We start from the raw sequence: 22,149 nt of genomic DNA, 5'->3' as shown, positions 1-22,149 counted from the left end.
TGGTTGGCTTCTGTTATCCACGGATGATGCTGGCGAGCCGGTTCGTGAGTCCGGGCGATTGCTGGCCGGCGCTCTCGATGGCAGCCTCCAATTCGTCCCGGTCGACGATGCCGATGAACTCGGCCGTCTGTTCCCCGTTTGCATACACGAGCGTCGTTGGCGTCTTTCGGACACCGTACTCCTCGGCCGTCTCCAGATCGGTCTGGATGTCGACCTCCCGGAACTCGACATCCGGATACGCATCTTCGATACCCTCGTTTTTCTCTCGCTGCGTTGCGCACGCTCCACAAGTCTCCTGTGTGAACAGGATAACTTCCGTCATAGTAGCTAGTATGGTCTTATGCTTTTAGCACACTTCTATTCACATCCGAAAGCTGTGAGGGTCACAGATTTCGGATTCCAAGGGGCCGGACGTGAGTAACGCCGGAGGTTGGTGGTCGGACCGTCACTCCGAGCGTTCGAGCTTGTTCCGACGCGCCTCGAACTCTTCCTCGGTGAGATCTCCGCGGGCGTATGCCATACGCAGCTCCTCCATTGCGGGATTCCGCGACGACTGCGATGCCGTCACGCGACGGAAGACGAGATATCCGCCACCGAGCAGGAGGAGGAGGAAGACCAGCTGGACGAGCATCCCGACGAGTGGCCACCAGCCGCTGGTCGTCCCGTATCCACCCATCATTCCACCGTATCCCATCATCCCGCCGAATCCCATCCCCATCGTGAGCAAGGGGAGGACGATGATCGCCCCGAGGATGAGGAGGACGATGGTTGTGGTGTCGAGTTGGTTTGATGATGTCATGGTTCAGATCTCGGTCGATGATTCGAGTTCGTCCGCGACGCTGGCGAGAACGCGTTCGAACCGGTCGTGGACCTCGTTCGCGATCGAGTCGAGTGCCTCGTTGTCGGCGATGCCGACGAGCTGTTGTGGGTCGACGGCACTCACCATGACCTCGCCGCCGTCGGTTTCGTAGACAATGACGTTACACGGGAGGAGTGCGCCGAGTTCGATCTCTTCGTTCAGGCCCTCGTGTGCCAGCCCCGGGTTGCACGCACCGAGGATGCAGTACTGTCGAAACTCCTCGCCGAGTTTCTCCTCGAGCGTCGCTTGGACGTCGATGTCACAGAGGACGCCGAATCCTTCGTCTTTGAGCGCCGCAATCGTCGTGTCGACGACGTCGTCGAACTCACCGGTGACTGAAGTCTGTATTGTGTATTCCATGAAGTATCATACCCCGTCTACGGGGTTAACGGTTGGGTGCCGCAACGGCGGCCGTTGGGAATATGATGTATCGGCTGGAACAGCAGCTGCTCCAGTCATCCGGTGCGTTCGAGCTGTTCTCGCCGCCGATCGAATTCGTCATCCGAGAGCTCTCCGCGGGCGTAGCGCTCACGGAGAACCGACAGCGACTGCTCTTCGTTCCCACCGGAGCCTCGATTGAGGAGCGCATAGACAATGTAGAGCGGAACGGCGATGAGGAGCCCCATCCAGAGGAACCCCCAGAGCCCCATCGCTCCACCGAAGAGGCCCCAGCCGACCCCCATCATGCCGCCGCCGTAGCTCCCACTACCGTGGGCAACAGCCGGTCCAGTCGCCGCAACTAGCAGCGGGACGGCGAGGATCGCGAGTCGCCGAGCAGTGCGTCCGATGTGAGTGGTGAGTTGCGTCATTATCTTGCGTTGGTGAGTTGTGGTGTTCGATTGGAGCGATCGAAACGGCCAGAGCCGTCAGCAGTGGCCCTGCCCGTACATCCCGCCGTTGTAGCCGTCGTCAGCCCCGTCGTGGTATTCCCCGTCAGCCATGTCCTGGGCCATCTCGTCGACGGTCACACCCATGTGCGACTCCATCCACTCGACGCTACCCGGGCCCATGTGTTCGGTCATCTGTGCCTCCATCCAAGTGGCCCATTCATCTGCGGTGGCATTGTCCGTAGGCGCGTCGTCAGCGGTCGTTGCGTTGTCGTGTGCGCTGACTGCCGGTGCGGCGAACGCGAGTCCGACAATCGCGAGCGCCACGAGCAGCCACCGGCCGAGTTTGAAGTTGGTCATTGTCTCTCTCCTCGGTTACTCGTAGGCCTGCTCGGGAGTTATCGACATGGGTGTGAATCCATACAGGAGAACGTTCGAGAACGTCTATAACATCTTCTAACCGTTTTGCTCGAGGGAGACCGTTCATACCTACGGAATTCGAGAGGGAGAGCGCCCGATAGATAGCGACTATTTTCCCGGTTGTTGCTGCCGAAGGTCATCACTCGGATACACACGATAGGTCCGACCCTGTCGTTCCCGATACAGCAGACCTCGCTCCTCGAGTGAACTCACGGTCTGGCTTACTTTACTCTTCGAGAACTCAGATCGATCCCGAAGTTCAATCTGCGTGATTCCGGGGGAGTTCAGGACGGGTTCGAGGACGCGTCGTTCATCATCCGGTAAGAGATCGAGAACGCGTGCTTGGGGGTCCGATTCAGGATTGATAGACGTCGCCGGTGCAGCGTCATCATCCATCGACGTAGCTGTTGCCGCCGATGTCTGTGCAGGATCGACAGGCGCCGTTGTGTCGGCCACTTCTGGATCGGTGAGTTCTCCCCGGACCACGTAATAGACGCCACCGATAACGCCAGCAACCAGCAGGGTTCCAACCACGTACCAGAGGGGGTCTGGGCCGTGCATCGTTCCCATAGATGAACCCATCATTGACCCTATCGATTGCTCGATAGCCCGACGCTGTTGATAGGCCCGCCAACTGAGTACCCCGCCGGCCAGGAGAACGAACCCGAGAAGCACACCGACGACAGTATCTGCTCGACGGCGATTCATATGACAGCCCCGAGTTGCGGGATTTGACTATTCATACCGTCTATTTGAGCGCAGTAGGTGTGACAATTGCGGATTGAAACTGTGATGATGAACCCCATCACAGCGGATGAACCACAGTGCGATCATCAGTGGTCATGATCGTGATCGTGGCTCGATATTTGCGGGCTTTGATTAGTAAATTCCGTTGGTTCTTCTTCGAACGTACGCTTGCATTTCTTTGAGCAAAAATAGTACGTCGTCCCATCGTGGGACGCACTCGGGCCCTCATCGTCGGTTCGCATCCCGCACACCGGATCTCGATACTGACCTGGTGCGCCGAGTCCCCGCCGGTAGACATACAGAAGGAACCCGGAGAGCGCAAAGGCGATAATATTGAGGTAGAACGTGTAGTTGAGCTCGAAGTACGTCTGTTCAGTCGCCGTCTCGCCGCCCGCCAGATCTGGAACGATACCCAGCGCGTCGAACAGCAGCTCCATGAGGAAGCCGGTGAACGCCATCGTGACGAAGAAGACGCCGAGGATGTACAGCATCACCTTCCAGCCGTAGTACTTCCGGTAGACGTTCAGGACGGGCACGGTGATGAGGTCGGCGTAGACGAACGCGATGATCCCGGCGAAGCTGACGCCACCACCCCAGAGCGCGACGGCGAACGGGACGTTGCCCATACTGCCGACGAAACTGAGGACGGCGATGATGACGCCCATGACGGCGTTCTCGGCAGTCACGAGCAGGCCGTCGCCCTGAATGAACAGCGTGTTCCACACCCACTGCGGGACGAAGACGATGACGAACCCAGAAATAAGGAAGCCGGCGACGATGTCTTTCCAGATCATCGACCACTCCTTGCGGTACTGATTCCCGACCTTGTACCAGCCACCCCACGACAGCAACTCGTCACGCCACCCGCCGCTACTCGACGTCTCCTGGCGATAGGTCTCCATACAGCCCTCCGAGCAGAATTTGAGCGTCTCACCGCCGTCGGTCGTGAGCGTGTACTCGTCTTTCCCCTCCATCCCGCAGGTGGGATCTTCCGTGACGCCCGCCTGGTGGTCGCGCTCGTTGAGCTTCTCGCGGACTTCGTTAAACAGGTTTTCGGGAAGCGTGAGGTGGACGATGGCGGCCATGACGGCGATGAGAATCAGGCCGCCGAGCAGTTCCGCGACGAGGAACTCCCAGCCAAGCAGGATGAGAATCATCAGCCCTAGTTCGACGATGAGGTTCGTCGACGCGAACATGAACGCGAGGAAGTTCACCGCGTGCGCCCCCTTCTTGAACAGGCCCTTCCCGATGGCGACGGCGCCGAAACTACAGCCACTGCTTGCTGCTCCGAACACAGTCGCCTTGGTAAGTCCAGTTAGATCGCCCTCACCCAGCACCTGTGCCATCCGCTCCTTCGAGACGTAGACCTGGACGAGACTCGTAATCGTGAGGCCCATGATGATCGCCCACGCCGCCGTCCAGAGAAATCCGACACCGATACGAAGGGATTCAAGAACTCCGTCGATTATCGTCGCCTGCATAGGTGTATCATTGTAGGGATCATCTATTGCGGTTTTGATTAGAATATACTGCCTATGAGGGTATCAGTACTATGGCATCGTAACCGTCGGCCATAGATGATCTATCGTGAAGAGGGGAAAACATTGCAAACCTCCACAAGCTCCACGGAATCCGACTTCAGATTCAAAAGGGGAATCTGATTAAATCACGCCGACGTATTAGAGGCTAATGGGACCAGTAGAGACCGATGATATCCCAAATGAGGGGAACACCACCTGGAAGAACAGCCTTCGCCGGCCTGCTCGGTTGTCCAGTACGGTAACTGTCACATCCACTTCCTAATTTACGATGGCTGTCGATCTGGCAATCCATGATGCACTCGTTCTCACAGCCGACGAGCGGAACCGCCTGTACGAGCGCGGCACAGTATGCATCACCGATGGCTGTATCGAAGAAGTCCGACCATCACGTGCAGGAGACGGAGAATTAGAAGCGTCCACCGTTATCGACGGGAACGGGAAACTGGTGATGCCGGGGTTGGTGAACGCCCACACGCACTTGGAGATGACACCGCTCATCGGTGCGTTTAGCGAACTCGAGCTGACGGAGATGCTTGGGAGTGGGACGGCCTTGTTTAACAGATTAGGGAACGGCGAATTCGAGTACCTCGTCGAGGCAGGCGTCGAGCTCGCAGCGCTCAATTTCCTCTTGGGCGGTGTCACAACCGTGAACTCGATGGACGCACGGCCTGCCGCAGGTGCAGAGGCGTTCGGGGAAGCAGGGCTCCGCGGATTTTTCGGCCCGGCGATCTCGGACCTCTTCTGGGACCAACCAGTCGATCAGCAGTTCTCCCGTGCTCGCGAGTTCGTCGAAACGTACCACGACACGTACGACGGCCGAATCAGGGCGACGATCTGCCCGCACGACGACTGGTCGTGTACCAGGCAGCTGTGGGAACGGACCGCATCCCTCGCCGCAGAGTACCCGGACCTGCTCGTCCACACGCACTTGCTCGAACTCGAGGAGAGTAACACGATGGCACGAGCGAACGGTGGCGAGGACTCGGTAGGATTGCTCGACGACGTTGGACTCCTGGACGACCGACTGGTCGCTGCTCACTTCCGCCTCGGCGACGAAGAGGACATCCAGCGAACCGCCGAGGCGGACGCGGCTGTTGCGCACTGCCCGTCCGTCTTCTGTTACTGGAATCCGGACGGGGAGACGCAGTGGACGCCCGTTCCCGAGCTTCGAGCCGCCGGCGTCGACGTCGGAGTAGGGATTGACGACCACTACTGGCACGACTCGTACAGCATGTTCGGTGAAGCGCGGCAAGCTCGGCTGGCGGCAAATCTCAAGCGTTCAGCCGGGCAGTTCGACTCGATGGAACTGATACGAATGCTCACTATCGAGGGCGCACGCGCGCTGGGGATGGGCGACGAGATCGGCAGTATCGAAGCGGGAAAGCGCGCGGATATTATCCTCCTCGACGTCGACAAACCGAAGTTCACGCCACTGACCAACGTTCCCGCACACGTCGTGAACAACGCGGTCCCGGCCGACGTCGAGACAGTGATCGTTGACGGCGACGTCGTCCTCCGGAATGGTGTGCCCGAGACAATGGACTCGGACGACGTGCGACAGCGAGTAAATCAGGCTGTCGAACGCTTCATGGACGAGACAGGCTGGGAGTTAGACATTGGTGGTAGTGAACCGCCGACCAGCATCGAGACTGTACGGGACCTCCCAAAGCGTGGCCCTGCGCGACTCCTGACTCGCCTCGCGATGCAATCCGCGCGTGATCGGTTCTCCTTCTAAGACCCTGCCAGCGTAGGGGTGGTTCCCCCTCAGGAATTTCTGTGGGCGCGAACGAACGCACGTCGCAGGACGGTCAGAAGAACGTACGTCTCGTACTTCTGGGTCTGGCAGTGCTCGCAGGGCTGCATATCCTCGACGATCTCCTCAATAGCGTCGTCGTACTCGTCGGTGAGCGTAGTGAGCGCGTCCGTGATCTGGGGCTGGGCAGCGGCGATCATCTCCTCGACGGCGGCGTCGGCCGAATCTGGTAGTGAGTACGAGAGGACGATCGTGTTCGCGTGGTAGTACTTCGTCGTCCCACCACGCCCCTCCTCGAAGCGAACGACGTCGACGAGGCCCGCATCCCGGAGCTCGTTGATGTGATGGCGGACCGTGTTCTCCGTCCGGTCGATGCCGCGATCGTCGAGGCGTTCGTGGACCTCGGTCGCAGTTAGGGCTTCCTCGGACAGAATGTCGAGGACCATCGCCCGCATCGGCTCGTCGATGGCGTCCGAAATCCGAGTGTCTCGTACCGCGATGTCGTCGAGACGGTGGTCGGTATCGGAATCACTCATACGAGGACTGAGCGCGAGCACGCGGGAAAAGGTAGCGGGGCAGGAGTCGGGTAGGTGTCTGTCGAGGTATCCAGTACAGGATGGACCCGCGATAGCGAAAGCCCTAGACGACCCGTTTGACTGTTCCAACGACTCGTATCCGAATTCAAACATATCATATAAAAAATACTTATTGAGGTACGGGCACTATCTCAAACTGTAATGAGCGACACAACCCAATTCCGCGTCCTCGACTTCGACTGCCCGACCTGCGCGAGTACCGTCGAACGCGCCCTGTCGAACGTCGACGGCGTCCAGCACGTCGAAGTCCACTACGCGACCGGCCGCGTCGAGATCGAGTACGACGACAGCGTCGCTGACCCCGACGCCTTCGCAGAGACCATCGAAAACCAGGGGTACACTCCCCAGCCCGCCTAACACTATGAACAAACAATCGATCACGCAGTACTACCGGAACCACCGGAAGGCCATCGTCACGGCGACAAGCGGCCTGCTGTACGGCGGTGGCTGGAGTCTCGGCTACCTCACGAGTTTCGAGATGGCAAGCGCCGCCATCCTCGTCCTCGCGACGGTCGTGGGTGGCTACGACATCGCCAAGACCGCTTACCACGAGGTCACCAACCGGACGCTCGGCATCAAGACGCTGGTGACGCTGGCCGCCATCGGTGCTATCGTCATCGGGGAGTACTGGGAAGCCGCCGCCGTCGTCTTCCTGTTCAGCCTTGGCAGCTACCTCGAAGGCCGGACGATGCGGAAGACCCGGACGGCACTTCAGGAGCTACTGGAGATGACGCCCGACACGGCGACCGTCCGTCGCGACGGGACACTCCAAAAGGTCTCCGCCCGCGATGTCGAAGAGGGCGAAGTCGTCGTCGTAAAGCCGGGCGGGAAGATCCCGGTCGACGGAACCGTCGTCGACGGCGAGAGCGCAGTCAACCAGGCGCCGGTCACCGGCGAGAGCGCGCCCGTCCACAAGGCCGACAGCGACGAGGTGTACGCCGGGACGGTCAACCAGGAGGGCGCGCTAGAAATCCGGACGACGGGAGCGGGATCGGATACGACTCTCGAACGGATCATCCGTCGCGTCGAGGAGGCCCAGGAGGCTCAGTCGCCCACGGAGAGTCTCATCGACCGGTTCGCGAAGTACTACACGCCGGCCGTCATTGCCCTGGCTATCGGCGCGTACGCGGTCACGCAGAACGCGATCCTGTCGCTGACGCTGCTGGTCATCGGCTGTCCGGGCGCGCTGGTCATCGGGCCACCGGTCAGCATCGTCTCGGCCATCGGTAACGCCGCCCGGTCGGGCGTCCTGATGAAGGGCGGCGAACACCTCGAACGCGCCGGCAAGATCGATCTCGTCGCCTTCGACAAGACGGGGACGCTCACGAAGGGCGAGACCACCGTCTCCGGTATCGAGGGGTTCGGCGTCGCCGCCGCCGACGTCCTCTCGCTCGCAGCGACCGCCGAGAAGAAGAGCGAACACCACCTCGCGGACGCCATCGTCGACATGGCCCGCGAACGCCAGACGGCTGCGACGGACGGTGGAGCGACGGTCGCCCAAGCGGACGATACGGACGTGGGGCGCAGGTCGGTCCCCGATCCCGACGACTTCGACGTGGTCGCCGGCAAGGGCGTCATCGCCCATGCCGATGGCCAGGAAGTCGTCGTCGGCAACCGCGCGCTGCTGGACGACCGCGACGTCGATGTCCCCGATCGGGTCGCCGACTACGTCCGCGAGCGTGAGGGGCGCGGCGAGACAGTCGTCCACGTCGTTCGGGACGGGGACATCATCGGCGCGATTGCGATGCGGGACGAGCTCCGGGAGGCCGCTCCTGGGGTCGTCGCGGCGCTCCAAGACGCTGGCATCGAGACGGTGATGCTCACCGGCGACAACGAGCGGACGGCCGCTGCCGTTGCCGAGGAGGTCGGTATCGACGAGTACCGTGCCGAACTCCTCCCCGAGGACAAGCAGTCCGTCATCGAGGGCTACCAGGCCGACGGCCACGTCGTCGCGATGGTCGGCGACGGCATCAACGACGCGCCATCGCTGGCCACTGCCGATGTCGGCATCGCGATGGGTGCTGCGGGAACGGACACCGCTATCGAAACGGCTGACATGGCGTTGATGGCCGACGACCTCGAACGCATCCCGTACGCGGTCAAACTCAGCAAGGCGACGCGCTGGAACGTCCTCGAGAACGTCGGGCTCGCGGTGCTGACCGTGACCGTCCTCCTCGCGGGCGTGCTCACCAGCTACGTCACCCTCGCGTCGGGAATGCTGGTCCACGAGGCCAGCGTCCTCCTCGTCATCCTCAACGGGATGCGACTGCTCCGCTACTGACCACAAGACACGATCACAACCACAACTCATGACATCGAATTCGACTGCGACTGACACGACCCAGACGAGAACCAATTGGCAGGTCGACTACGACGCCGACCCGATCGAAATCCGCGACCCCGTCGCGGAGGCCCTCGGCGTCCTCGAACCGGGCGAGCCGTTCGTCGTCACCTACACGGACGCGGTGAAAGAAGCCGGACACTCCTGTCCGACAGCCTCGGGTGCCTATCGGATCGTCCAGCTCGGGCTCGACGCCCTGTATCCCGACGACTATCCAGTCCGGAGCGAAATCGAGGTCCAGACGGCCGGCCCGCAGGAGGATGCTGCGTACGGCGTGATGAGCCGTATCATCTCGTACGTGACTGGCGCGACCGGCGATGACGGATTCAGCGGGCTCGCCGGCGGCTATGGCGGCCGCCGCGACCTCCTGCGCTTCGACGCGTTCGACCCGGACACGGCGGACCCGACGTTCCGGTTCCGGCGAACCGACACGGACGAGACCGTCGAAGTGACCTACCACGTCAGCGACGTTCCTGACGGTGGACCCGCAATCGGGAACCTCCAAGGGATTCTCGACGAATCGGCAACTGACCAGCAACGAGAGGCTTTCGCTGACGCCTGGCACCGCCGGGTACAGGTCGTCCTCAGCGACGACTCGCTGTTCACCGTCGACGCGGTGTGAACGCGACGGTCTACCCCTCTCACTCGAAATAAGTTACTGCGGTACACTATCGATCTCCTCAAGGGCCTCAGTAGCGACATCACCTAACTCACCAGCCTCGATATGCGAGTACCGCTCACGAACCATCTCCTCAGAATTATCGAGATATCGGGCCGCCACAGTATATCCGAATGCCCGGACCAGAACCTCGCCCATGCCACGACGGCCACCGTGCGGAGCAAGATAATCGTGTTTCGGATGGGCGATGTCGATTTCGGCGGCCTCCGAGAGTCGTTGGAGAATCGACCGTGCGCCGTCCGTCGTGATCGACGGCGGCCGAATGTCCTCATCGAGCGCCAGCAGCAGGTCGCGAGCGTACTCCGCTCGGCGTTCAGCGATTGCTTCTGGGCGTTCCCCTCGTTCGGCGAGGTTTTCCCGGACGAGCTCTGCGAGCGTCCGTTGGTCGAACGTCGGAAACACCGGCCAGCGCTCCGTTGGTGGGTCCATCAACTGGCGATAGCTTCGCAACGGCGAGATCACCGGATCGGGAAGGCTCGCGGCATCCCATTGCTGTTTCTTCCGGTAGACGTCCATACTCCCGTCGTCGACGGAGAGGTCCTCCCAGCGGACGCCGCGCCGGCGCGGGTCGTTCGGATCGCGGAGGAGTTCGCCAACGCGGACGGCGGTGTACGCGAGGACAAACACCAGCGCCCGGTCACGAGCCGCCTTCAACGCCGCGTAGCGTGCTCGCTGCTTGTCGAGGGGATCAGTATCCTCCGGGAGTGTCGTGTACGCCTCGACGGCGTCGCGGGCCCGTTCGTCGACGTGACGGGTGAGGGCGTGGCGCTGTTCGGACGTCCAGGCCTGCTGGTCGCCGGGCTTGCGACCGTCGTCCTCCGGCAGCGGCGCCATCGCACTCGCTCGCTGCGCGTAGTGGGCCTCAAGATATCCCTCGTTGACGCACCACCCACACCACGCAGAGATATAGCGGTAATAGGTTTGTACTGTGTTCTGCTTGAGTCCCCGATCTCCACCGAGATGTCGGGCGTACTCCCGGAACACGCGTTCGTCGAGATCGTCGAAGGTCGGCTCGCGGCCGACGTCGTCGGCGATCCCGGTCCAGTCGTCGGCGCCGCGGTCGCCGGCGGCCCACTCGGCGAACCGTTCGAGCTCGCGTGCAGCGTTACGTCGATAGTTCCCACCGCCGCCGCCCCGGCCTTTCCCCTTGTCTTGGAGGTAGCGCTCGAAGCTGTCGTCGAGCGGCGTCGAAAGCGCTCGGTCAGGCATTCACCGGCCCTCCACCGTCCTGCAGCCCCGGTCTCGGGTCCTCTACCCTGGGGGAAGCGTCGTTGTGAGGCGGTTGCAGCATTCGTGCTTCACCGACGGCGCCGGGGTACTTCAAAGTGGTCGTGATTACCGGCGTAATCAGGACCACTTGCTGTATTCGCCCCATCGGGAGAATTCGAGGAACTGAAGTCTCTTAGCGCCGGAATTCCGCACTACAGGAAAATGTATATTGTATATCGCTATACAAAACTCTACGCTGGTGAAGTTGAGACTATACCGGGTTTAGCGGGTCTGTGATGCGTGGTTTCGACCGAATCGATAAGTGGAGACTGCTTCAGAACCCTCTCTAAACGACTCTTCTTGTTGAAATCCCTACCATATGGACGATTTTCTGCAACTTTCGGTAGCGTTGCCACTCAGGCGACGCTCTATCACGGGTAGAGCACCGTACTACCCGATTCCTGTCTCCTTCTTCAACAGCGTGAGCGTATTATCGGCCGTCACAATGGGGGAGTACTCGTATTCACCGGTTAACTCGACTTGGACAAGTAGATCGACCGCTCGCCAAATCGAGTACAACAAACTGGCAAACGCGAAGTAGAAGAACCGCAGCCCGAAATTCGTCGAGGTTGTCGCAGCCATGAATCGCTTGATCGACCGATAGCCACTCTCAATCTCCCACCGATGGCCGTACTCACTGAGAAAGCCGCCACCTCGGTTGGACATGAACACCGAGTACTGCCGGTGATCGTCGTGTTCAGAGTTCTCTTTACGTCGGTAGATCAGCGTCGTCTCGTGCCACTCATTCTTCCCGAGATGGAGCTTCCGGTCGGTCTCGTACCGGTCTTGCCCCCGTTGGAGGAGTCGTTTTGCCTGGGCTTTCTCGCTAGCCTGCATCCGCTTTGGGACAACATAGGAGAGTCCCCGCTGGCTAATCATCTCCAAGAGGTGCTGACTATCGAACTCTCGGTCCATTAGCACGTTATCGACGTGAACGAGCTCTTCAGCGGAGTTGAGCAGGTCCTTGACGATCTCCTTTCGTGACTCGCCTCGTCGAACTGGGCGGGCATCAAGCACGAGTGGAACAGCGTTGCCGACCAGCTGGACGGTCGCCCATTGGTAGGCGTACTCGTCGTTCTTCTCCTTCGTTCCGATTATCTCGTCCTCGTGGCCGGTTCGGTCGCCCGTGAAGGAATCGTCCTCAGTGATGTCGATCGCGACGATTCCAGCTCGGAAGAACTCCTCCGTCCCCGCAAGTTCGTTGGTGAGTTGCTGGACTGCCTGTCGGTACATCTCGCGGATCTGCTCGATAGGGAGGTCACGAATCTGGTCGCGGTGGCCGTGTCCGAGTGGTGTTCGATCACGCGTCGACTCGTGGATGAAGCTCTGAGCGCCCTCGTTGGCGGCCAAGTTCTCACGGAGCCCCAGATAGGTCTGTAAGTCCCAGTAGGCGTTCTCAGGAATCTCACAGCCCTCGCCCCGGTTGAGCGAGAACGCGGGGAACACGACGCGACTGATGTGGTCGGTGATCTTCCCTGCCTTGTCGAGGATGGCTTGGTCGTTTGGGTCCGATTCAGTAGCGTCGTCGCCTCGACTCGGGAGGTTTCGTTCTGGTTCGCGTGGTACAGCGACACCCGCGTTCTGCGCTTTGATCAGGATCGTTCGAGCCGCTTTCTGGACGGTCTCGCGGAGATCTCGCGTGAAGCGCTCGTTCCAAGTGCGCCATAGTGTCGATTGATCGGGTACCGTCTCCAACTCTAGGCGTTCGCGGAGTTCGGGGTGGCTCTCAAGGTACTCGAGGAGAGGTGTTTCGTGCTGCCATCCGTGGAGTTCTTTCAGCACGAACATGCGAAAGAGAATATCCATCTCGTAGCGTGTCGAACTTCCGTAGCAGTCGTGGGCCTCAAAGCGGAAGTAGGCCAGAGGAATCGAGCAGACGAACTGTTCGAGTGAGTTATGATCTGGATGGGTAAACCAGACACCAGAGACGACTCGAACGTCCGATTCTAACCCACCGAGTGAGGAGCGATCGTACAGCGGTGTCGAGTCATATGCGGGCCATTCGACGTGTTGGTGTGCGATTCGTCGAAAGACGCTGCGCCGAGACTCGCGAGTCGCAATCACTACAGAAGAATAGCCCGGACACGCTCAAGAGTCCGTCCAACCGACCAGTATAGAGAGTTCTGTGGCTCTGTTGAATCCCTCAATCGCGAGCAGGAGTGATGCAGCTAATCGTTAGATGTAGAGGAACAGTATATCGGTTAGTGAAAATTCGTTGTGTCACAGGGGACAAAGCTTATTCTACAAGAAATTCTTCTGTGACACATGGACCTGAGCTGGGCACTTCTCCTTGTTGTCGCCGTCCTCGTAATCGGGTACGGTCTTTACACTGTGTACAATCTCTCAAATTTCCTCGGGGACTACCTTCGTTCCTGACAACCAAATTCTGGTGTTCTTGCTTCCGTATACCCGGTACATTCGCACACCTACTGAACGGTTATTTCACGACGAATTCGCTGGTGAGAACCCGCCTCGTTGTGGTTCGTAGTTCGGTAAGTACAGGTTGGACAGATATCGGAGTCGGCTCTCTCTTTCCCGCTGTTGTTCTATCCGTCCTGCTGAGACTGGGGAATCCGGGACTACTCGCTACTGGTTCGTTGTTCCACGTACTCGCGCGTCTTTCCGTGCAACACGTACTCCACCTGCTGGAGCTCGTCGATCGACCCCGAGCCGGTGACGAACATCGCTGTTCGCAGCTCGGCGATCAGGTCCCCGACGCGTTCGATGACAGCGTCTGGCCCGTCTGTAGCTGGTTTCAGGAATGGTTTCGCCAACCCGCCGGCGCGGGCACCCAGGGCAATCGCTTTTGCCACGTCCAATCCCGTTCGGACACCACCACTCGCAATGACGCAGTCGTGTTCGGCAACACACTCGATCGTGCTTGCAGCGGTTGGAATGCCCCATTCTCGGAACAGGGTGCCGATTTGTTTCTGTCGCGGCGCGTTCGCGGCTGCTGCGCGATAGGCTTCGATCCCGGACCACGTCGTTCCGCCTTTGCCAGCGACGTCGAGAGCGTCAACGCCTGCCGCAGTTAGCTCTCGGGCAGTCTCCCCGGAGATGCCGTTGCCCGTTTCCTTGACGATAATCGGCACCGAGAGTGCCTCGGACACTCGTTCGATCGCAGCTACACAGTTCCGGCCATCGACGTCGCCTTCTGGTTGGGTGGCTTCCTGGAGGAAGTTCAGGTGGACCGCGAGCGCGTCGGCGTCGATCATCTCGACTGCCTGCTCGACCATTTCGATGTCGTACTCTCGGAGCTGTGCAGCGCCGAGGTTCCCGTAGATGAACGCATCGGGTGCGGCATCGCGGACGACGGTGTACGATTCGAGGACGCGTTCGTCGTCGAGTTCGAGGCCTGCTCGCTGGCTACCGAGACCCATGGCGATACCGGTTTCGCTGGCGGCCCGGGCCAGCGCCCGATTGATCTCCGTCGTGTTGTGGTGCCCGCCAGTCATGCTCTCGATGAAGATTGGGGCAGAGAGGTCGTGACCCAGGAAGTCGATGGAGGGGTCGATCGCGTCGTAATCGAGTTCCGGAAGCGCGTTGTGGACGAGGTGGACGTCGTCGAAGCCCGTGCCTGTCGTTTCGACGTCCCGCTCTTGGACGATTTGAAGGTGGTCGTCTTTTCGGTCTTCAGTCTGCGTGGAGTCCTGCGCCGTCATTAGTCGGGTTTGTACAAGAGATGGGAAAACAATACTGTTGTATCGACTCTCCCCCATCCTAACTATTCTTGAAATGATAATATTCAGGGGTCGCTATGTGTCTGTATTCAGCATTGCGCTGCTATACGACGTAAATTGACAGAGATACCAGTGATAAGTTCGCGTCTCTACTTAATGGGCGTTGTGGGCGAGAGTAGTGTGTAATTAAGGCACGTAACAAAGCTATCCTCTGCGGTCGGGCCCGTTTGTAAACACTACAGTGACCCGGTTCCGTGGCAAACATTTATGGTTTCCAGTTTCGTAACTCTACACAAGATGAGTTACGATACAGAACACGTGCGAAACGCGGGGGACACTCCAGGAACCATCACTGGAATTCCGACGTTCGCAGAATTACTTGAGAACCCGTCCCTCGCGGACCTCTATACATCGATTAGACAGGCAGAGACTGCAACAGGTCCCGAACTCGTCGAAACAACGACCGTCTCCAAAAAGACGGTGTACGACTACTTGCATAAACTGGAGCAGGCGGGCCTGATCAGCAAGGTTGGCGACGAGACCGGGACTGCCGTATACACCGCTCAGGAGTTCGAGCTAACGTTGACGGTCCGTGAGACGGAAGTCTCGATCACTCCCAAAATCATCGAGGTAATCGCCCAGAAAAACGAGTACCCAGCGATCGAACGAGTCCTCGAAGACTACGGCATCGTCACGTTCGCGCTCGCATACGATCTCGTGAACGCACACAGTGAGGGCGAGGTCACAATCCGGCAAATCGCGAGCCTCACAGATCTCTCTCCTGGAACTACGTATGATCTCGTCGAAGCGCTCTATTCGGTTCTCGACCTCGGTGATGACGATTCGACCCCGACGACGTACACACCGGATGAGTTCGATGCGGAGGGGGGCGATCTCCTCGAGGAATACGCCGATAAGTGAACCGAGCGAGGATGTATACTGCGAACATTGCGGACACGGTGATGTTTCGGAACTTGGGGAAGCACCCCAGTCCACACCTACAATCGCTCAAGAGTGCCGTAGAGGAAGCTGGAACTGAAGTTTGGGTGCCAGCAGCGGTCTACCACGAGCTGGCGGATACCGGGAGTGCCGACTCACCGACGAATCCATACCTCGATACGGCTATCGAAGAAGGGTGGCTTCGGGTAGCCACACCGCTACCAGGTGATCGTACAGCGGGATTCGATAGTAGTGCTGGACCGGTTGAGAAAGCACGGTTCGTTGCAGATGAGTTTCTCAACCAGCAGAGCAAGTATCCAGAGACGAACAACTGGCAGGACGCGGCGGTGGTCGCGTTGGCAGTTCGATTGTTCGAAGCGAATGCTCGAATCCGTGTGATCACTCACACAGCGGACGAAAATCTGGCAAAGGCATGCGCTCGTATCCCTCCCGAATTCGGATACTACGATATCAAGTCCCGATACTACAACCCACCCCAAACAGCGAAGGCTGAGTTTCCAACCGTTGGACAGCTCACGTGGAGTGAGTAGAGAGCATTTTGGCGGTTAGACCAGTATTAGCACGTTTACGACTTTAATGTCAACGTCAGCGCGATGTACTGGTCGCCTTGGAATGGGTAGCTTCCCGGCTTTCTGTGATTAGAAGTAAAATCGACGAAAATGTCGAAGGATCACCTTGTCCATAGCCACAAACCAGTCCGAGAACCGTATGCATTGAGAAGGCCGGTCTCATCTTCTGCTACGCTGTTCTGGTTCTCGAATTTCGAGCCCAACCGAGAACACATCAGTTAGTCGCCGCACTCGCTGTTCAGACATTGACCGCGGAGGTGGAGTCATCGTCTTCCTATTGGTCACTCGACGTTTATGTAGTTCCAGCAAAAGCATCGAGTATGGAGAAGACGCCGCCAACCCGCCGGGATATCCTCTCTGGGCTTGGGGTGAGTCTGACCGCTGGGCTCGCCGGCTGCAATAGCCTCACAGACCCAGGCTCCTCGTCGGATAGTGCTGGACAAGCGGGAACGAGTAGTGGCGACGCTGAGATCACGGTCAGTATCTCGACTGAATCCCAGCCAGCACCGCTCCCTCCACTCTGGGACGACCATCACATCGAGGACTTTCAGGCCGTATTCACCGTAGAGACGAGCGGCGCCCCGTCACAGGTCACAGTTAGTACGGGCAGCGTCGAAATCAACAGAGAGTCCGCGCAGTGGGATGGTGATTCTGTAACCGTTCAGCCCGGCCAGATGGCTGCCGGCGAACAAGCGTTCACGGCGAACGCTCGGAAAAACGAGACTACAGTAGCGGATACGGCGACCGCACAGAAACCGGTGCCGGGCAACTACAAACTCGACGTAGTTCCGGAGCGAAACGAAGCACTCCGACAGACAATCCAGAACAACAGCGACGAAGCAAATTATCTCGACGACCGCGGCGGATTCACCGAAGACGACCCAGTCTTCAGCTCTTACAGCAGCCACGAACACGTAGGGTTCGACAAACTCGGCGTCGATCTCGTCGCACTCGAATGGCGACACGACAACGACTACGAAGCTCTAGAATCCGATTACAAAGATGAAGAATCGAAAGAGTTCGTAGAAAGCATCGGCACAGACACAGGCAACCCGGAGATACAGGCGATAAAGAACGGAGAAAAAGGTGTGACCACTTATCCAAATGGAGAGTGGAACTCCCAAACCAGAGATGGCGGGAGTTTTGACTACGAAAAGTTCGCGAGCGCGGAAACCGTCGGTGAAGCACTCGATGGACTACACACTTACCTCTTCAACTGGCAGGCCATCAGGACCGATATCGGTCCAATAAGTAGTGAAGACTCCATCTATGCATCGACACTCGAACAAGCGATCGAACAGAAAAATGACAACCATTTAGAAGCACACGGGTGGGACTTCGACCTTGACTCACACGGGAACGGGCTGATTTACGGGAAGAACCCCGATGGTAGTGACGAACTACGAGTAATGGAAACCGTCGCTAATCCAGTAACAAGTACTCCACAAACCATACACGAACAAAGACATCCCTTAGTCGAGGATTCAAACTACCTCAACCCAGCCCACGAAGAATTCAACAAATACTGGCACCCACTCAGATTCGGATGGGACGGCTACAGCAACAGCCAGAGATGGAATTTCAAGGACGAAAAAGAGAAAGCCTTCACTATTGCAGCTAACATGACGCAGTCGGTAAATGATAACCGAACTGCGGATACAATAGCTCCGACAACCGGCTACTTGCAAAGCTTTACTGAGAGGCTCCGTACCTATAACCAGAATGAGACCGTGTTCAAAGTGCTGTACAACCAAGCGAAGATTATGGACAAATTAATGGCGGCTGAAGGAAGGAATCACGTGGTTTATGGAGACACTGAGAACCCACAGTATGCGGTAGTGGAAGATGATTCAGTGATCGCAGAAGTCTGGCAGGACGAGCAGGGTCGCTACGATGACTTCGACCAGTTCCTCCGAGACAATCCAAGCGAGAAATCCTCGCAGATGAGGCTTGCGGCCTACTCGGACTGAAACCTGCCAAGCTGGATTCCCCTCGTAGGGGAAGCCTCGCCGTTCACGGCGAGGAGGATGTCACTCTGGTGTTTCACTTCGCCCCTGAACCGGATTTCGCGCTTCTCAACCCAGTTCGAGCAGCCGATCTCCGCTCGACGTCTCCCTGCAGTACGACTCTCACTCTCCCTTCTCCTCCTCCATCTCCTCCGGATACTCTATCTGCCCCATCTTTTCTAAAGTAGACATCTATCCTATCTACTCTATCTACCCTACAGTAGATGGCTACTGTGAACTATTAGGTACTCTATCTTCGTTTCTACTTTGACTACTCTATCTACTCCATCTACTCCATCTACTCTGCCTACCCTGTCTACTCTAGATTTTCTATCTACTTTGTCTACTTTGGAAAAGCTAAAGGAGTTATCTACTATTGTCTCGAGTGAGGCAACTGATATGGCACAAAGCGATACCGACAAAACTCCGCGTGCAGTGTGCGTAGGCATCCTGAAAGGCGGCTTCGGGAAAACAACAACCGCGCTCAACCTCGCACGCGAGCTCGCGCACCGTAACGAAGCCGCGCTGCTCATCGACCTCGACGACAACGGCCACCTGACACTCAATCTCGGACATCGCGACGCCTACCAGCACGGCTCCGGGGACGACGACGAGAACCACGCCGAAGCGGTCCTCGTCAACGAGGCCGACCCCCGTGACTACATCGTCAACGTCGCTGGCGGCCTCGACCTGTTCCCCTCCCACGCGGACTTGGAGGGTGTCGAATCCACGCTTAAAGACGCTGTGCAGGGCTCTGCTCGCCTCAAACAGCATCTTGTCGAACCGCTCCTCGGCGAGGACTACGACTATATCGTCGTTGACTGCCCCGCGAACCGTGGGAAGCTCAACGACAACGCGATGTACGCGACCGGGAACCTCATCATCCCGCTGCGGCCGGAACTCGGCTACAAAACCGGCCTCGACAACACCGTCAACCGGCTTGTGAAGCCAGCGCGCCGGTACTTCGACCTCGACATTCTCGCGGTCGTGCCGTCCGACCTCCAGCGGCGTATCGACCAAGCAACCCTCGACCAAGAACTCCTCAAGGAGATTACCACGCGGGACGGTGTGGCGTCGAAGGTCCCGAACTTCGCATACCTCTCCCCGGAGGACTGGGAGGATATCGAAGCCGGCGACTACGACGGTGGCTTGCCGGGCATCCGCCACCGGGACGCCATCAATAACTCGCTGCGGGACGCCAACGAGCCGTTGCGGGACTACGACCCCGAGTGCGACCAACTGGCAGCGTACGACGAGCTCGCGCAAATCGTCGAACGTGGTGAGGTGGTCCGTGATGACTAGCGATCCATTCGACGACCTTGACGAGACAATCGAGGACCAGGACGACGAGACCGAGGACAGTGAACCGGAGACCACGTCGACGGCGCCGTCGACGGCAGCGACTGAGGAAACTACCAGTGATGATGGCACGGATGAACCGATGACGACCGGGGAACAGGTAGCGCAAGAGGAAGCGGACCCGTACACGACGAAAGCGTTCGAGTTCGGGGACGAAGCGACGCAATTCCCGTTCTACGTCCGGGAAGCGACACTTGACGAGTGGGATACCGTGGACGACGTGGAAGTGACGCCGGCGCTCGTCCAAGACGGCGTGAAGGACGTCACGACGTCCGAGAAACACGACGCGATGCTCCAGATGGTGATGGACAACCCGGACGTGCTCGTGGAGTATATCAAGGACGCACGCGGGATTCCTGACGCGGATACGGACGGCCTTCGCAACGAGTAACGGAACGGCTCATTGTTCTTTCTGGGTCTGTAGGCAGCCGGCGAATGGCTTTTAAGCGACCGCCAGTAAGTGGGGAGTGCGAGGGTGCGTGCGGGTGTCGCTTTGTGCCATAAATGGGATGCACGCCCGCGCTCTCGCTTTCCTTCACGCTGAGCGACTGCTACCGGTCCGTAGTGGCAACGCATCGCTACAACGTTCGGGAACTCGTCAATAGGGGCACTACGGACCACCGCTACATCCTGCCGCCGACGTTGACGACAGAGTGCTACTCCTCGAGGTCGCTGGTTTGCGAGAAAACGAGGCGGTTGTGTTTGGCGTCAATCCGGAGGTCGGCATCCTGCCAGCCGAGCGCGTCGACGGCGGCCGCCGGCACGTACAGCCGAAATTGCTCCATCTCACGTTCCTCAGGTCCGGACATATGCGACTGCACACGGCGGACGTGCGGGGCGTCCTCCTCGACGGCGTCGACGTCGAAGTCTGCGACGACTGCAACGGCGCCGTTGCGAATCGTGAACCGCCACGCGACAGCGTCTCCCGCGACTAAATCCAGCGCCCGCGCCTGCTCGGTGGGTACCTCGGCGTAGTAGACCTCCGGGAGCTCGACAAGCTGGCCGGTCGTCGTGGGGACGTCGACGTCTGGTTCGTCGGCCGGCGGTGTCCACGGGTGGAGTGGCGGCCACGTGGTGAGGCGAAAGCCAGCGGCGGCCTCCTCGTAGGTGAACGTCGCGGATTCGCCCTCGATGAGTCGCGTTAGGCCACTCATAGCGGCGAGGACGACAGGAACGCGGAGCGTGTACTGTTCGCTGGCGCTGTCGGTTGCTGGCCGGTGTTTGATGGTGCGGACGTTCGAGGCGTCGGCGTCAACCGTTTCGTCGACGGTGACGCGCCACGTGAGTTCGGTGCCGTCCGCGAATGGTGCAAACGCGGCGGGCTGGCCGCCTTCGAGGTCGAGGCTGGCCGCGAGTTTGGCGGGGACCGTGGATTCGACGAGTCGGCCGCTGGAGACCCACGGCTTGCGTTCGTAGGTGGTTTGTGCCATAGGGGATGCTCTCGTGTGGGGTTGATGCACCCACTACACAAAAGCGTTACGTGAGAATATGGGTGTATTCTGGTGGGTCCCCAGTAGTTGCTAGCGCGATCTCTTTATTCAGGTGAGTGAATGGAACTCAAACGACTGAATTCGTGGAACGACAGTCGTCTGTGTTGGCAACTACTGTTAGGGTTCGCCCAGTACCTCGTGGCGACGGTACAGATACAGCACGCCAGCAGCAACGTTCGCTATCCAGACCGCCATCAAAACCACCCAAATAACCGTATTCGGGTCCCACTCACTATTCGCCCGCACATACTGCATGTCAAAGTATGTCGCAATAGGCAGTCCCGCCCAGACGATAATCACGAGGAAGCCGAGCAGCGTATCCGATCCAGCAGCTGTCGATGCAAGGATGAGTAGCAGAACCCATAGCCCGACACCGCCAGCAACTCCATACCACCACGAATCCGAGACCGTGGTCGAATAAGACCGGCTCTTGCTCCTCGAGGAGGTACTGGACGTTTCAGCCCGCTCATTACGGACGCCACAGTTCGGACAAATCTCCGCCTCCTTCTTTATCGCTTCACCACAAGACCGACAGAATACCTCGTCAGCCCCTTTTTCGCGGGGCATTTTACCAACTTTCGCCGTGGACTTCTAGCTCTTCGCGGGCGTCCTTGATGATTTTGTAGCTATGGAACGGGACGATGATGATGCCGAGTAGCAGGTAGTTGAGCGTGAGGAAGTTGACCGCAGCCAGTCCCGTACGACCAACGTACCAGTATCCTGCCGGGGCGAGGAGAAATCCGAGGGCGACGGCGACACCCGGTGATTTCCGTGCGACTTTCTGGAGTTCGTAGACTCGGCTGTCTGGGAGTTCTCCTGCCGCCACTCCGCCGTTATCCCCTGTTTTCTGACGGACGCCGCATTCGGGACAGACTTCTGCTTCGTCCTTAATCACCTCTCCACAACTGGTGCAGTACACTTCGTCAGGACCGAGTTCTGGAGTGGTTTCCCCGTTGGTTTGCTCCGTATCAATTTCTTCGGTACCACTTTCTTCAGATGACATTCTCGTGGACGTTCTAATGCGCCCGTCATAAAATTTTGTGGAAAAATAAC

22 protein-coding genes and 1 pseudogene are annotated in these 22,149 nt (G+C 58.8%); 9 read left to right on the top strand and 14 right to left on the bottom strand.

Features of this window, described 5'->3' with window-relative positions; genetic code table 11:
* Positions 1–13: 13 nt before the first annotated feature.
* From ABSL23_RS16025 to ABSL23_RS15995, 7 genes are all read right to left on the bottom strand, one after another.
* Positions 14–322 carry a thioredoxin family protein gene (locus ABSL23_RS16025; protein WP_004594614.1) on the bottom strand — a complete coding sequence of 103 codons (309 nt, stop codon included), beginning with the start codon at positions 320–322 and terminating at the stop codon, positions 14–16.
* A 123-nt stretch (positions 323–445) separates the two neighbouring features.
* Complete coding sequence (locus ABSL23_RS16020) at positions 446–799, bottom strand: SHOCT domain-containing protein (protein ID WP_004594615.1); 354 nt, start codon at positions 797–799, stop codon at positions 446–448.
* A gap of 3 nt (positions 800–802) precedes the next feature.
* On the bottom strand, positions 803–1,219 hold the full coding sequence (locus tag ABSL23_RS16015) for a DUF302 domain-containing protein (protein WP_004594616.1): 417 nt from the start codon (positions 1,217–1,219) through the stop codon (positions 803–805).
* A gap of 95 nt (positions 1,220–1,314) precedes the next feature.
* Positions 1,315–1,668: an SHOCT domain-containing protein gene (locus ABSL23_RS16010; RefSeq protein WP_089649900.1), complete on the bottom strand. Its 354-nt coding sequence runs from the start codon at positions 1,666–1,668 to the stop codon at positions 1,315–1,317.
* A 57-nt stretch (positions 1,669–1,725) separates the two neighbouring features.
* Positions 1,726–2,046, bottom strand: a complete 321-nt coding sequence (locus ABSL23_RS16005) for a hypothetical protein (RefSeq protein WP_004594618.1) — start codon at positions 2,044–2,046, stop codon at positions 1,726–1,728.
* Positions 2,047–2,214: 168 nt separating this feature from the next.
* Positions 2,215–2,814, bottom strand: a complete 600-nt coding sequence (locus ABSL23_RS16000; protein ID WP_353635540.1) for a MarR family transcriptional regulator — start codon at positions 2,812–2,814, stop codon at positions 2,215–2,217.
* Positions 2,815–2,939: 125 nt separating this feature from the next.
* Positions 2,940–4,334: a permease gene (locus ABSL23_RS15995; protein WP_011222407.1), complete on the bottom strand. Its 1,395-nt coding sequence runs from the start codon at positions 4,332–4,334 to the stop codon at positions 2,940–2,942.
* Positions 4,335–4,662: 328 nt separating this feature from the next.
* Here ABSL23_RS15995 and ABSL23_RS15990 point away from each other — a divergent pair, with 328 nt between their 5' ends.
* Positions 4,663–6,129, top strand: coding sequence for an amidohydrolase family protein (locus tag ABSL23_RS15990; RefSeq protein WP_011222406.1), 1,467 nt, complete (start codon positions 4,663–4,665; stop codon positions 6,127–6,129).
* A gap of 29 nt (positions 6,130–6,158) precedes the next feature.
* Here the strand turns inward: ABSL23_RS15990 and ABSL23_RS15985 are convergent, their stop codons facing one another.
* The gene (locus ABSL23_RS15985; RefSeq protein WP_353635539.1) at positions 6,159–6,683 is read right to left on the bottom strand and encodes a helix-turn-helix domain-containing protein; all 525 of its coding nucleotides are present in this window, start codon (positions 6,681–6,683) and stop codon (positions 6,159–6,161) included.
* Between the two features lie 201 nt (positions 6,684–6,884).
* Here ABSL23_RS15985 and ABSL23_RS15980 point away from each other — a divergent pair, with 201 nt between their 5' ends.
* Genes ABSL23_RS15980 through ABSL23_RS15970 form a run of 3 tightly spaced genes read left to right on the top strand, consistent with a single transcriptional unit; the run spans position 6,885 to position 9,706 of the window.
* The gene (locus tag ABSL23_RS15980) at positions 6,885–7,100 is read left to right on the top strand and encodes a heavy metal-associated domain-containing protein (RefSeq protein ID WP_004594622.1); all 216 of its coding nucleotides are present in this window, start codon (positions 6,885–6,887) and stop codon (positions 7,098–7,100) included.
* Positions 7,101–7,104: 4 nt separating this feature from the next.
* Positions 7,105–9,024: a cation-translocating P-type ATPase gene (locus tag ABSL23_RS15975; RefSeq protein ID WP_004594624.1), complete on the top strand. Its 1,920-nt coding sequence runs from the start codon at positions 7,105–7,107 to the stop codon at positions 9,022–9,024.
* Between the two features lie 28 nt (positions 9,025–9,052).
* Complete coding sequence (locus ABSL23_RS15970) at positions 9,053–9,706, top strand: hypothetical protein (protein WP_353635538.1); 654 nt, start codon at positions 9,053–9,055, stop codon at positions 9,704–9,706.
* Positions 9,707–9,739: 33 nt separating this feature from the next.
* Here the strand turns inward: ABSL23_RS15970 and ABSL23_RS15965 are convergent, their stop codons facing one another.
* From ABSL23_RS15965 to fni, 3 genes are all read right to left on the bottom strand, one after another.
* A complete protein-coding gene (locus ABSL23_RS15965; RefSeq protein ID WP_353635537.1) occupies positions 9,740–10,972 on the bottom strand; it encodes a phage integrase SAM-like domain-containing protein in 1,233 nt (410 codons plus the stop codon).
* A gap of 450 nt (positions 10,973–11,422) precedes the next feature.
* Positions 11,423–13,096 carry a transposase gene (locus tag ABSL23_RS15960; protein WP_353635536.1) on the bottom strand — a complete coding sequence of 558 codons (1,674 nt, stop codon included), beginning with the start codon at positions 13,094–13,096 and terminating at the stop codon, positions 11,423–11,425.
* Positions 13,097–13,611: 515 nt separating this feature from the next.
* Entirely contained in the window at positions 13,612–14,694 is a 1,083-nt protein-coding gene (fni, locus tag ABSL23_RS15955) for a type 2 isopentenyl-diphosphate Delta-isomerase (RefSeq protein WP_010904022.1), read from the bottom strand.
* Positions 14,695–14,979: 285 nt separating this feature from the next.
* Here fni and ABSL23_RS15950 point away from each other — a divergent pair, with 285 nt between their 5' ends.
* From ABSL23_RS15950 to ABSL23_RS15930, 5 genes are all read left to right on the top strand, one after another.
* A complete protein-coding gene (locus ABSL23_RS15950; protein ID WP_010890434.1) occupies positions 14,980–15,633 on the top strand; it encodes a helix-turn-helix domain-containing protein in 654 nt (217 codons plus the stop codon).
* 11 nt (positions 15,634–15,644) lie between these two features.
* On the top strand, positions 15,645–16,202 hold the full coding sequence (locus tag ABSL23_RS15945) for a hypothetical protein (protein ID WP_353635553.1): 558 nt from the start codon (positions 15,645–15,647) through the stop codon (positions 16,200–16,202).
* A 359-nt stretch (positions 16,203–16,561) separates the two neighbouring features.
* Positions 16,562–18,211 (top strand): hypothetical protein, encoded by a 1,650-nt coding sequence (locus ABSL23_RS15940; protein WP_353635535.1) that lies wholly within the window; start codon positions 16,562–16,564, stop codon positions 18,209–18,211.
* A 435-nt stretch (positions 18,212–18,646) separates the two neighbouring features.
* Entirely contained in the window at positions 18,647–19,549 is a 903-nt protein-coding gene (locus ABSL23_RS15935) for a ParA family protein (RefSeq protein WP_353635534.1), read from the top strand.
* Positions 19,542–19,997 carry a hypothetical protein gene (locus ABSL23_RS15930; protein ID WP_353635533.1) on the top strand — a complete coding sequence of 152 codons (456 nt, stop codon included), beginning with the start codon at positions 19,542–19,544 and terminating at the stop codon, positions 19,995–19,997. The genes ABSL23_RS15935 and ABSL23_RS15930 overlap by 8 nt, the downstream gene beginning before the upstream one ends.
* A 265-nt stretch (positions 19,998–20,262) precedes the next feature.
* Here ABSL23_RS15930 and ABSL23_RS15925 read toward each other — a convergent pair whose 3' ends face one another.
* From ABSL23_RS15925 to ABSL23_RS15915, 3 genes and pseudogenes are all read right to left on the bottom strand, one after another.
* On the bottom strand, positions 20,263–21,036 hold the full coding sequence (locus tag ABSL23_RS15925; RefSeq protein WP_353635532.1) for a hypothetical protein: 774 nt from the start codon (positions 21,034–21,036) through the stop codon (positions 20,263–20,265).
* Between the two features lie 525 nt (positions 21,037–21,561).
* Positions 21,562–21,663 (bottom strand): annotated as a pseudogene (locus ABSL23_RS15920) (zinc-ribbon domain-containing protein); the annotation flags it as partial.
* Between the two features lies 1 nt (position 21,664).
* Positions 21,665–22,099 carry a zinc ribbon domain-containing protein gene (locus ABSL23_RS15915; protein WP_353635531.1) on the bottom strand — a complete coding sequence of 145 codons (435 nt, stop codon included), beginning with the start codon at positions 22,097–22,099 and terminating at the stop codon, positions 21,665–21,667.
* Between the last annotated feature and the right edge of the window lie 50 nt (positions 22,100–22,149).

Origin of the sequence: Halobacterium sp. NMX12-1, from assembly GCF_040435975.1 — an archaeon.
Taxonomy (GTDB): domain Archaea; phylum Halobacteriota; class Halobacteria; order Halobacteriales; family Halobacteriaceae; genus Halobacterium; species Halobacterium hubeiense.
The sequence above is the reverse complement of the archived record's forward strand: the minus strand, read 5'-3'. Positions and strand labels throughout refer to the sequence as shown.

Excerpts from the sequence above, each read along its gene's own strand:
- ABSL23_RS15965 (WP_353635537.1), bottom strand. The coding sequence starts at position 10,972 with ATGCCTGACCGAGCGCTTTCGACGCCGCTCGACGACAGCTTCGAGCGC.
- ABSL23_RS15940 (WP_353635535.1), top strand. The coding sequence starts at position 16,562 with ATGGAGAAGACGCCGCCAACCCGCCGGGATATCCTCTCTGGGCTTGGG.
- ABSL23_RS16000 (WP_353635540.1), bottom strand. The coding sequence starts at position 2,814 with ATGAATCGCCGTCGAGCAGATACTGTCGTCGGTGTGCTTCTCGGGTTC.
- ABSL23_RS15925 (WP_353635532.1), bottom strand. The coding sequence starts at position 21,036 with ATGGCACAAACCACCTACGAACGCAAGCCGTGGGTCTCCAGCGGCCGA.
- ABSL23_RS15975 (WP_004594624.1), top strand. The coding sequence starts at position 7,105 with ATGAACAAACAATCGATCACGCAGTACTACCGGAACCACCGGAAGGCC.
- ABSL23_RS15980 (WP_004594622.1), top strand. The coding sequence starts at position 6,885 with ATGAGCGACACAACCCAATTCCGCGTCCTCGACTTCGACTGCCCGACC.
- ABSL23_RS15915 (WP_353635531.1), bottom strand. The coding sequence starts at position 22,099 with ATGTCATCTGAAGAAAGTGGTACCGAAGAAATTGATACGGAGCAAACC.
- ABSL23_RS16015 (WP_004594616.1), bottom strand. The coding sequence starts at position 1,219 with ATGGAATACACAATACAGACTTCAGTCACCGGTGAGTTCGACGACGTC.
- ABSL23_RS16010 (WP_089649900.1), bottom strand. The coding sequence starts at position 1,668 with ATGACGCAACTCACCACTCACATCGGACGCACTGCTCGGCGACTCGCG.
- ABSL23_RS16005 (WP_004594618.1), bottom strand. The coding sequence starts at position 2,046 with ATGACCAACTTCAAACTCGGCCGGTGGCTGCTCGTGGCGCTCGCGATT.
- ABSL23_RS15995 (WP_011222407.1), bottom strand. The coding sequence starts at position 4,334 with ATGCAGGCGACGATAATCGACGGAGTTCTTGAATCCCTTCGTATCGGT.
- ABSL23_RS15935 (WP_353635534.1), top strand. The coding sequence starts at position 18,647 with ATGGCACAAAGCGATACCGACAAAACTCCGCGTGCAGTGTGCGTAGGC.
- ABSL23_RS15990 (WP_011222406.1), top strand. The coding sequence starts at position 4,663 with ATGGCTGTCGATCTGGCAATCCATGATGCACTCGTTCTCACAGCCGAC.
- ABSL23_RS15930 (WP_353635533.1), top strand. The coding sequence starts at position 19,542 with ATGACTAGCGATCCATTCGACGACCTTGACGAGACAATCGAGGACCAG.
- ABSL23_RS15970 (WP_353635538.1), top strand. The coding sequence starts at position 9,053 with ATGACATCGAATTCGACTGCGACTGACACGACCCAGACGAGAACCAAT.
- ABSL23_RS15945 (WP_353635553.1), top strand. The coding sequence starts at position 15,645 with ATGTATACTGCGAACATTGCGGACACGGTGATGTTTCGGAACTTGGGG.
- ABSL23_RS16020 (WP_004594615.1), bottom strand. The coding sequence starts at position 799 with ATGACATCATCAAACCAACTCGACACCACAACCATCGTCCTCCTCATC.
- ABSL23_RS15950 (WP_010890434.1), top strand. The coding sequence starts at position 14,980 with ATGGTTTCCAGTTTCGTAACTCTACACAAGATGAGTTACGATACAGAA.
- fni (WP_010904022.1), bottom strand. The coding sequence starts at position 14,694 with ATGACGGCGCAGGACTCCACGCAGACTGAAGACCGAAAAGACGACCAC.
- ABSL23_RS15985 (WP_353635539.1), bottom strand. The coding sequence starts at position 6,683 with ATGAGTGATTCCGATACCGACCACCGTCTCGACGACATCGCGGTACGA.
- ABSL23_RS16025 (WP_004594614.1), bottom strand. The coding sequence starts at position 322 with ATGACGGAAGTTATCCTGTTCACACAGGAGACTTGTGGAGCGTGCGCA.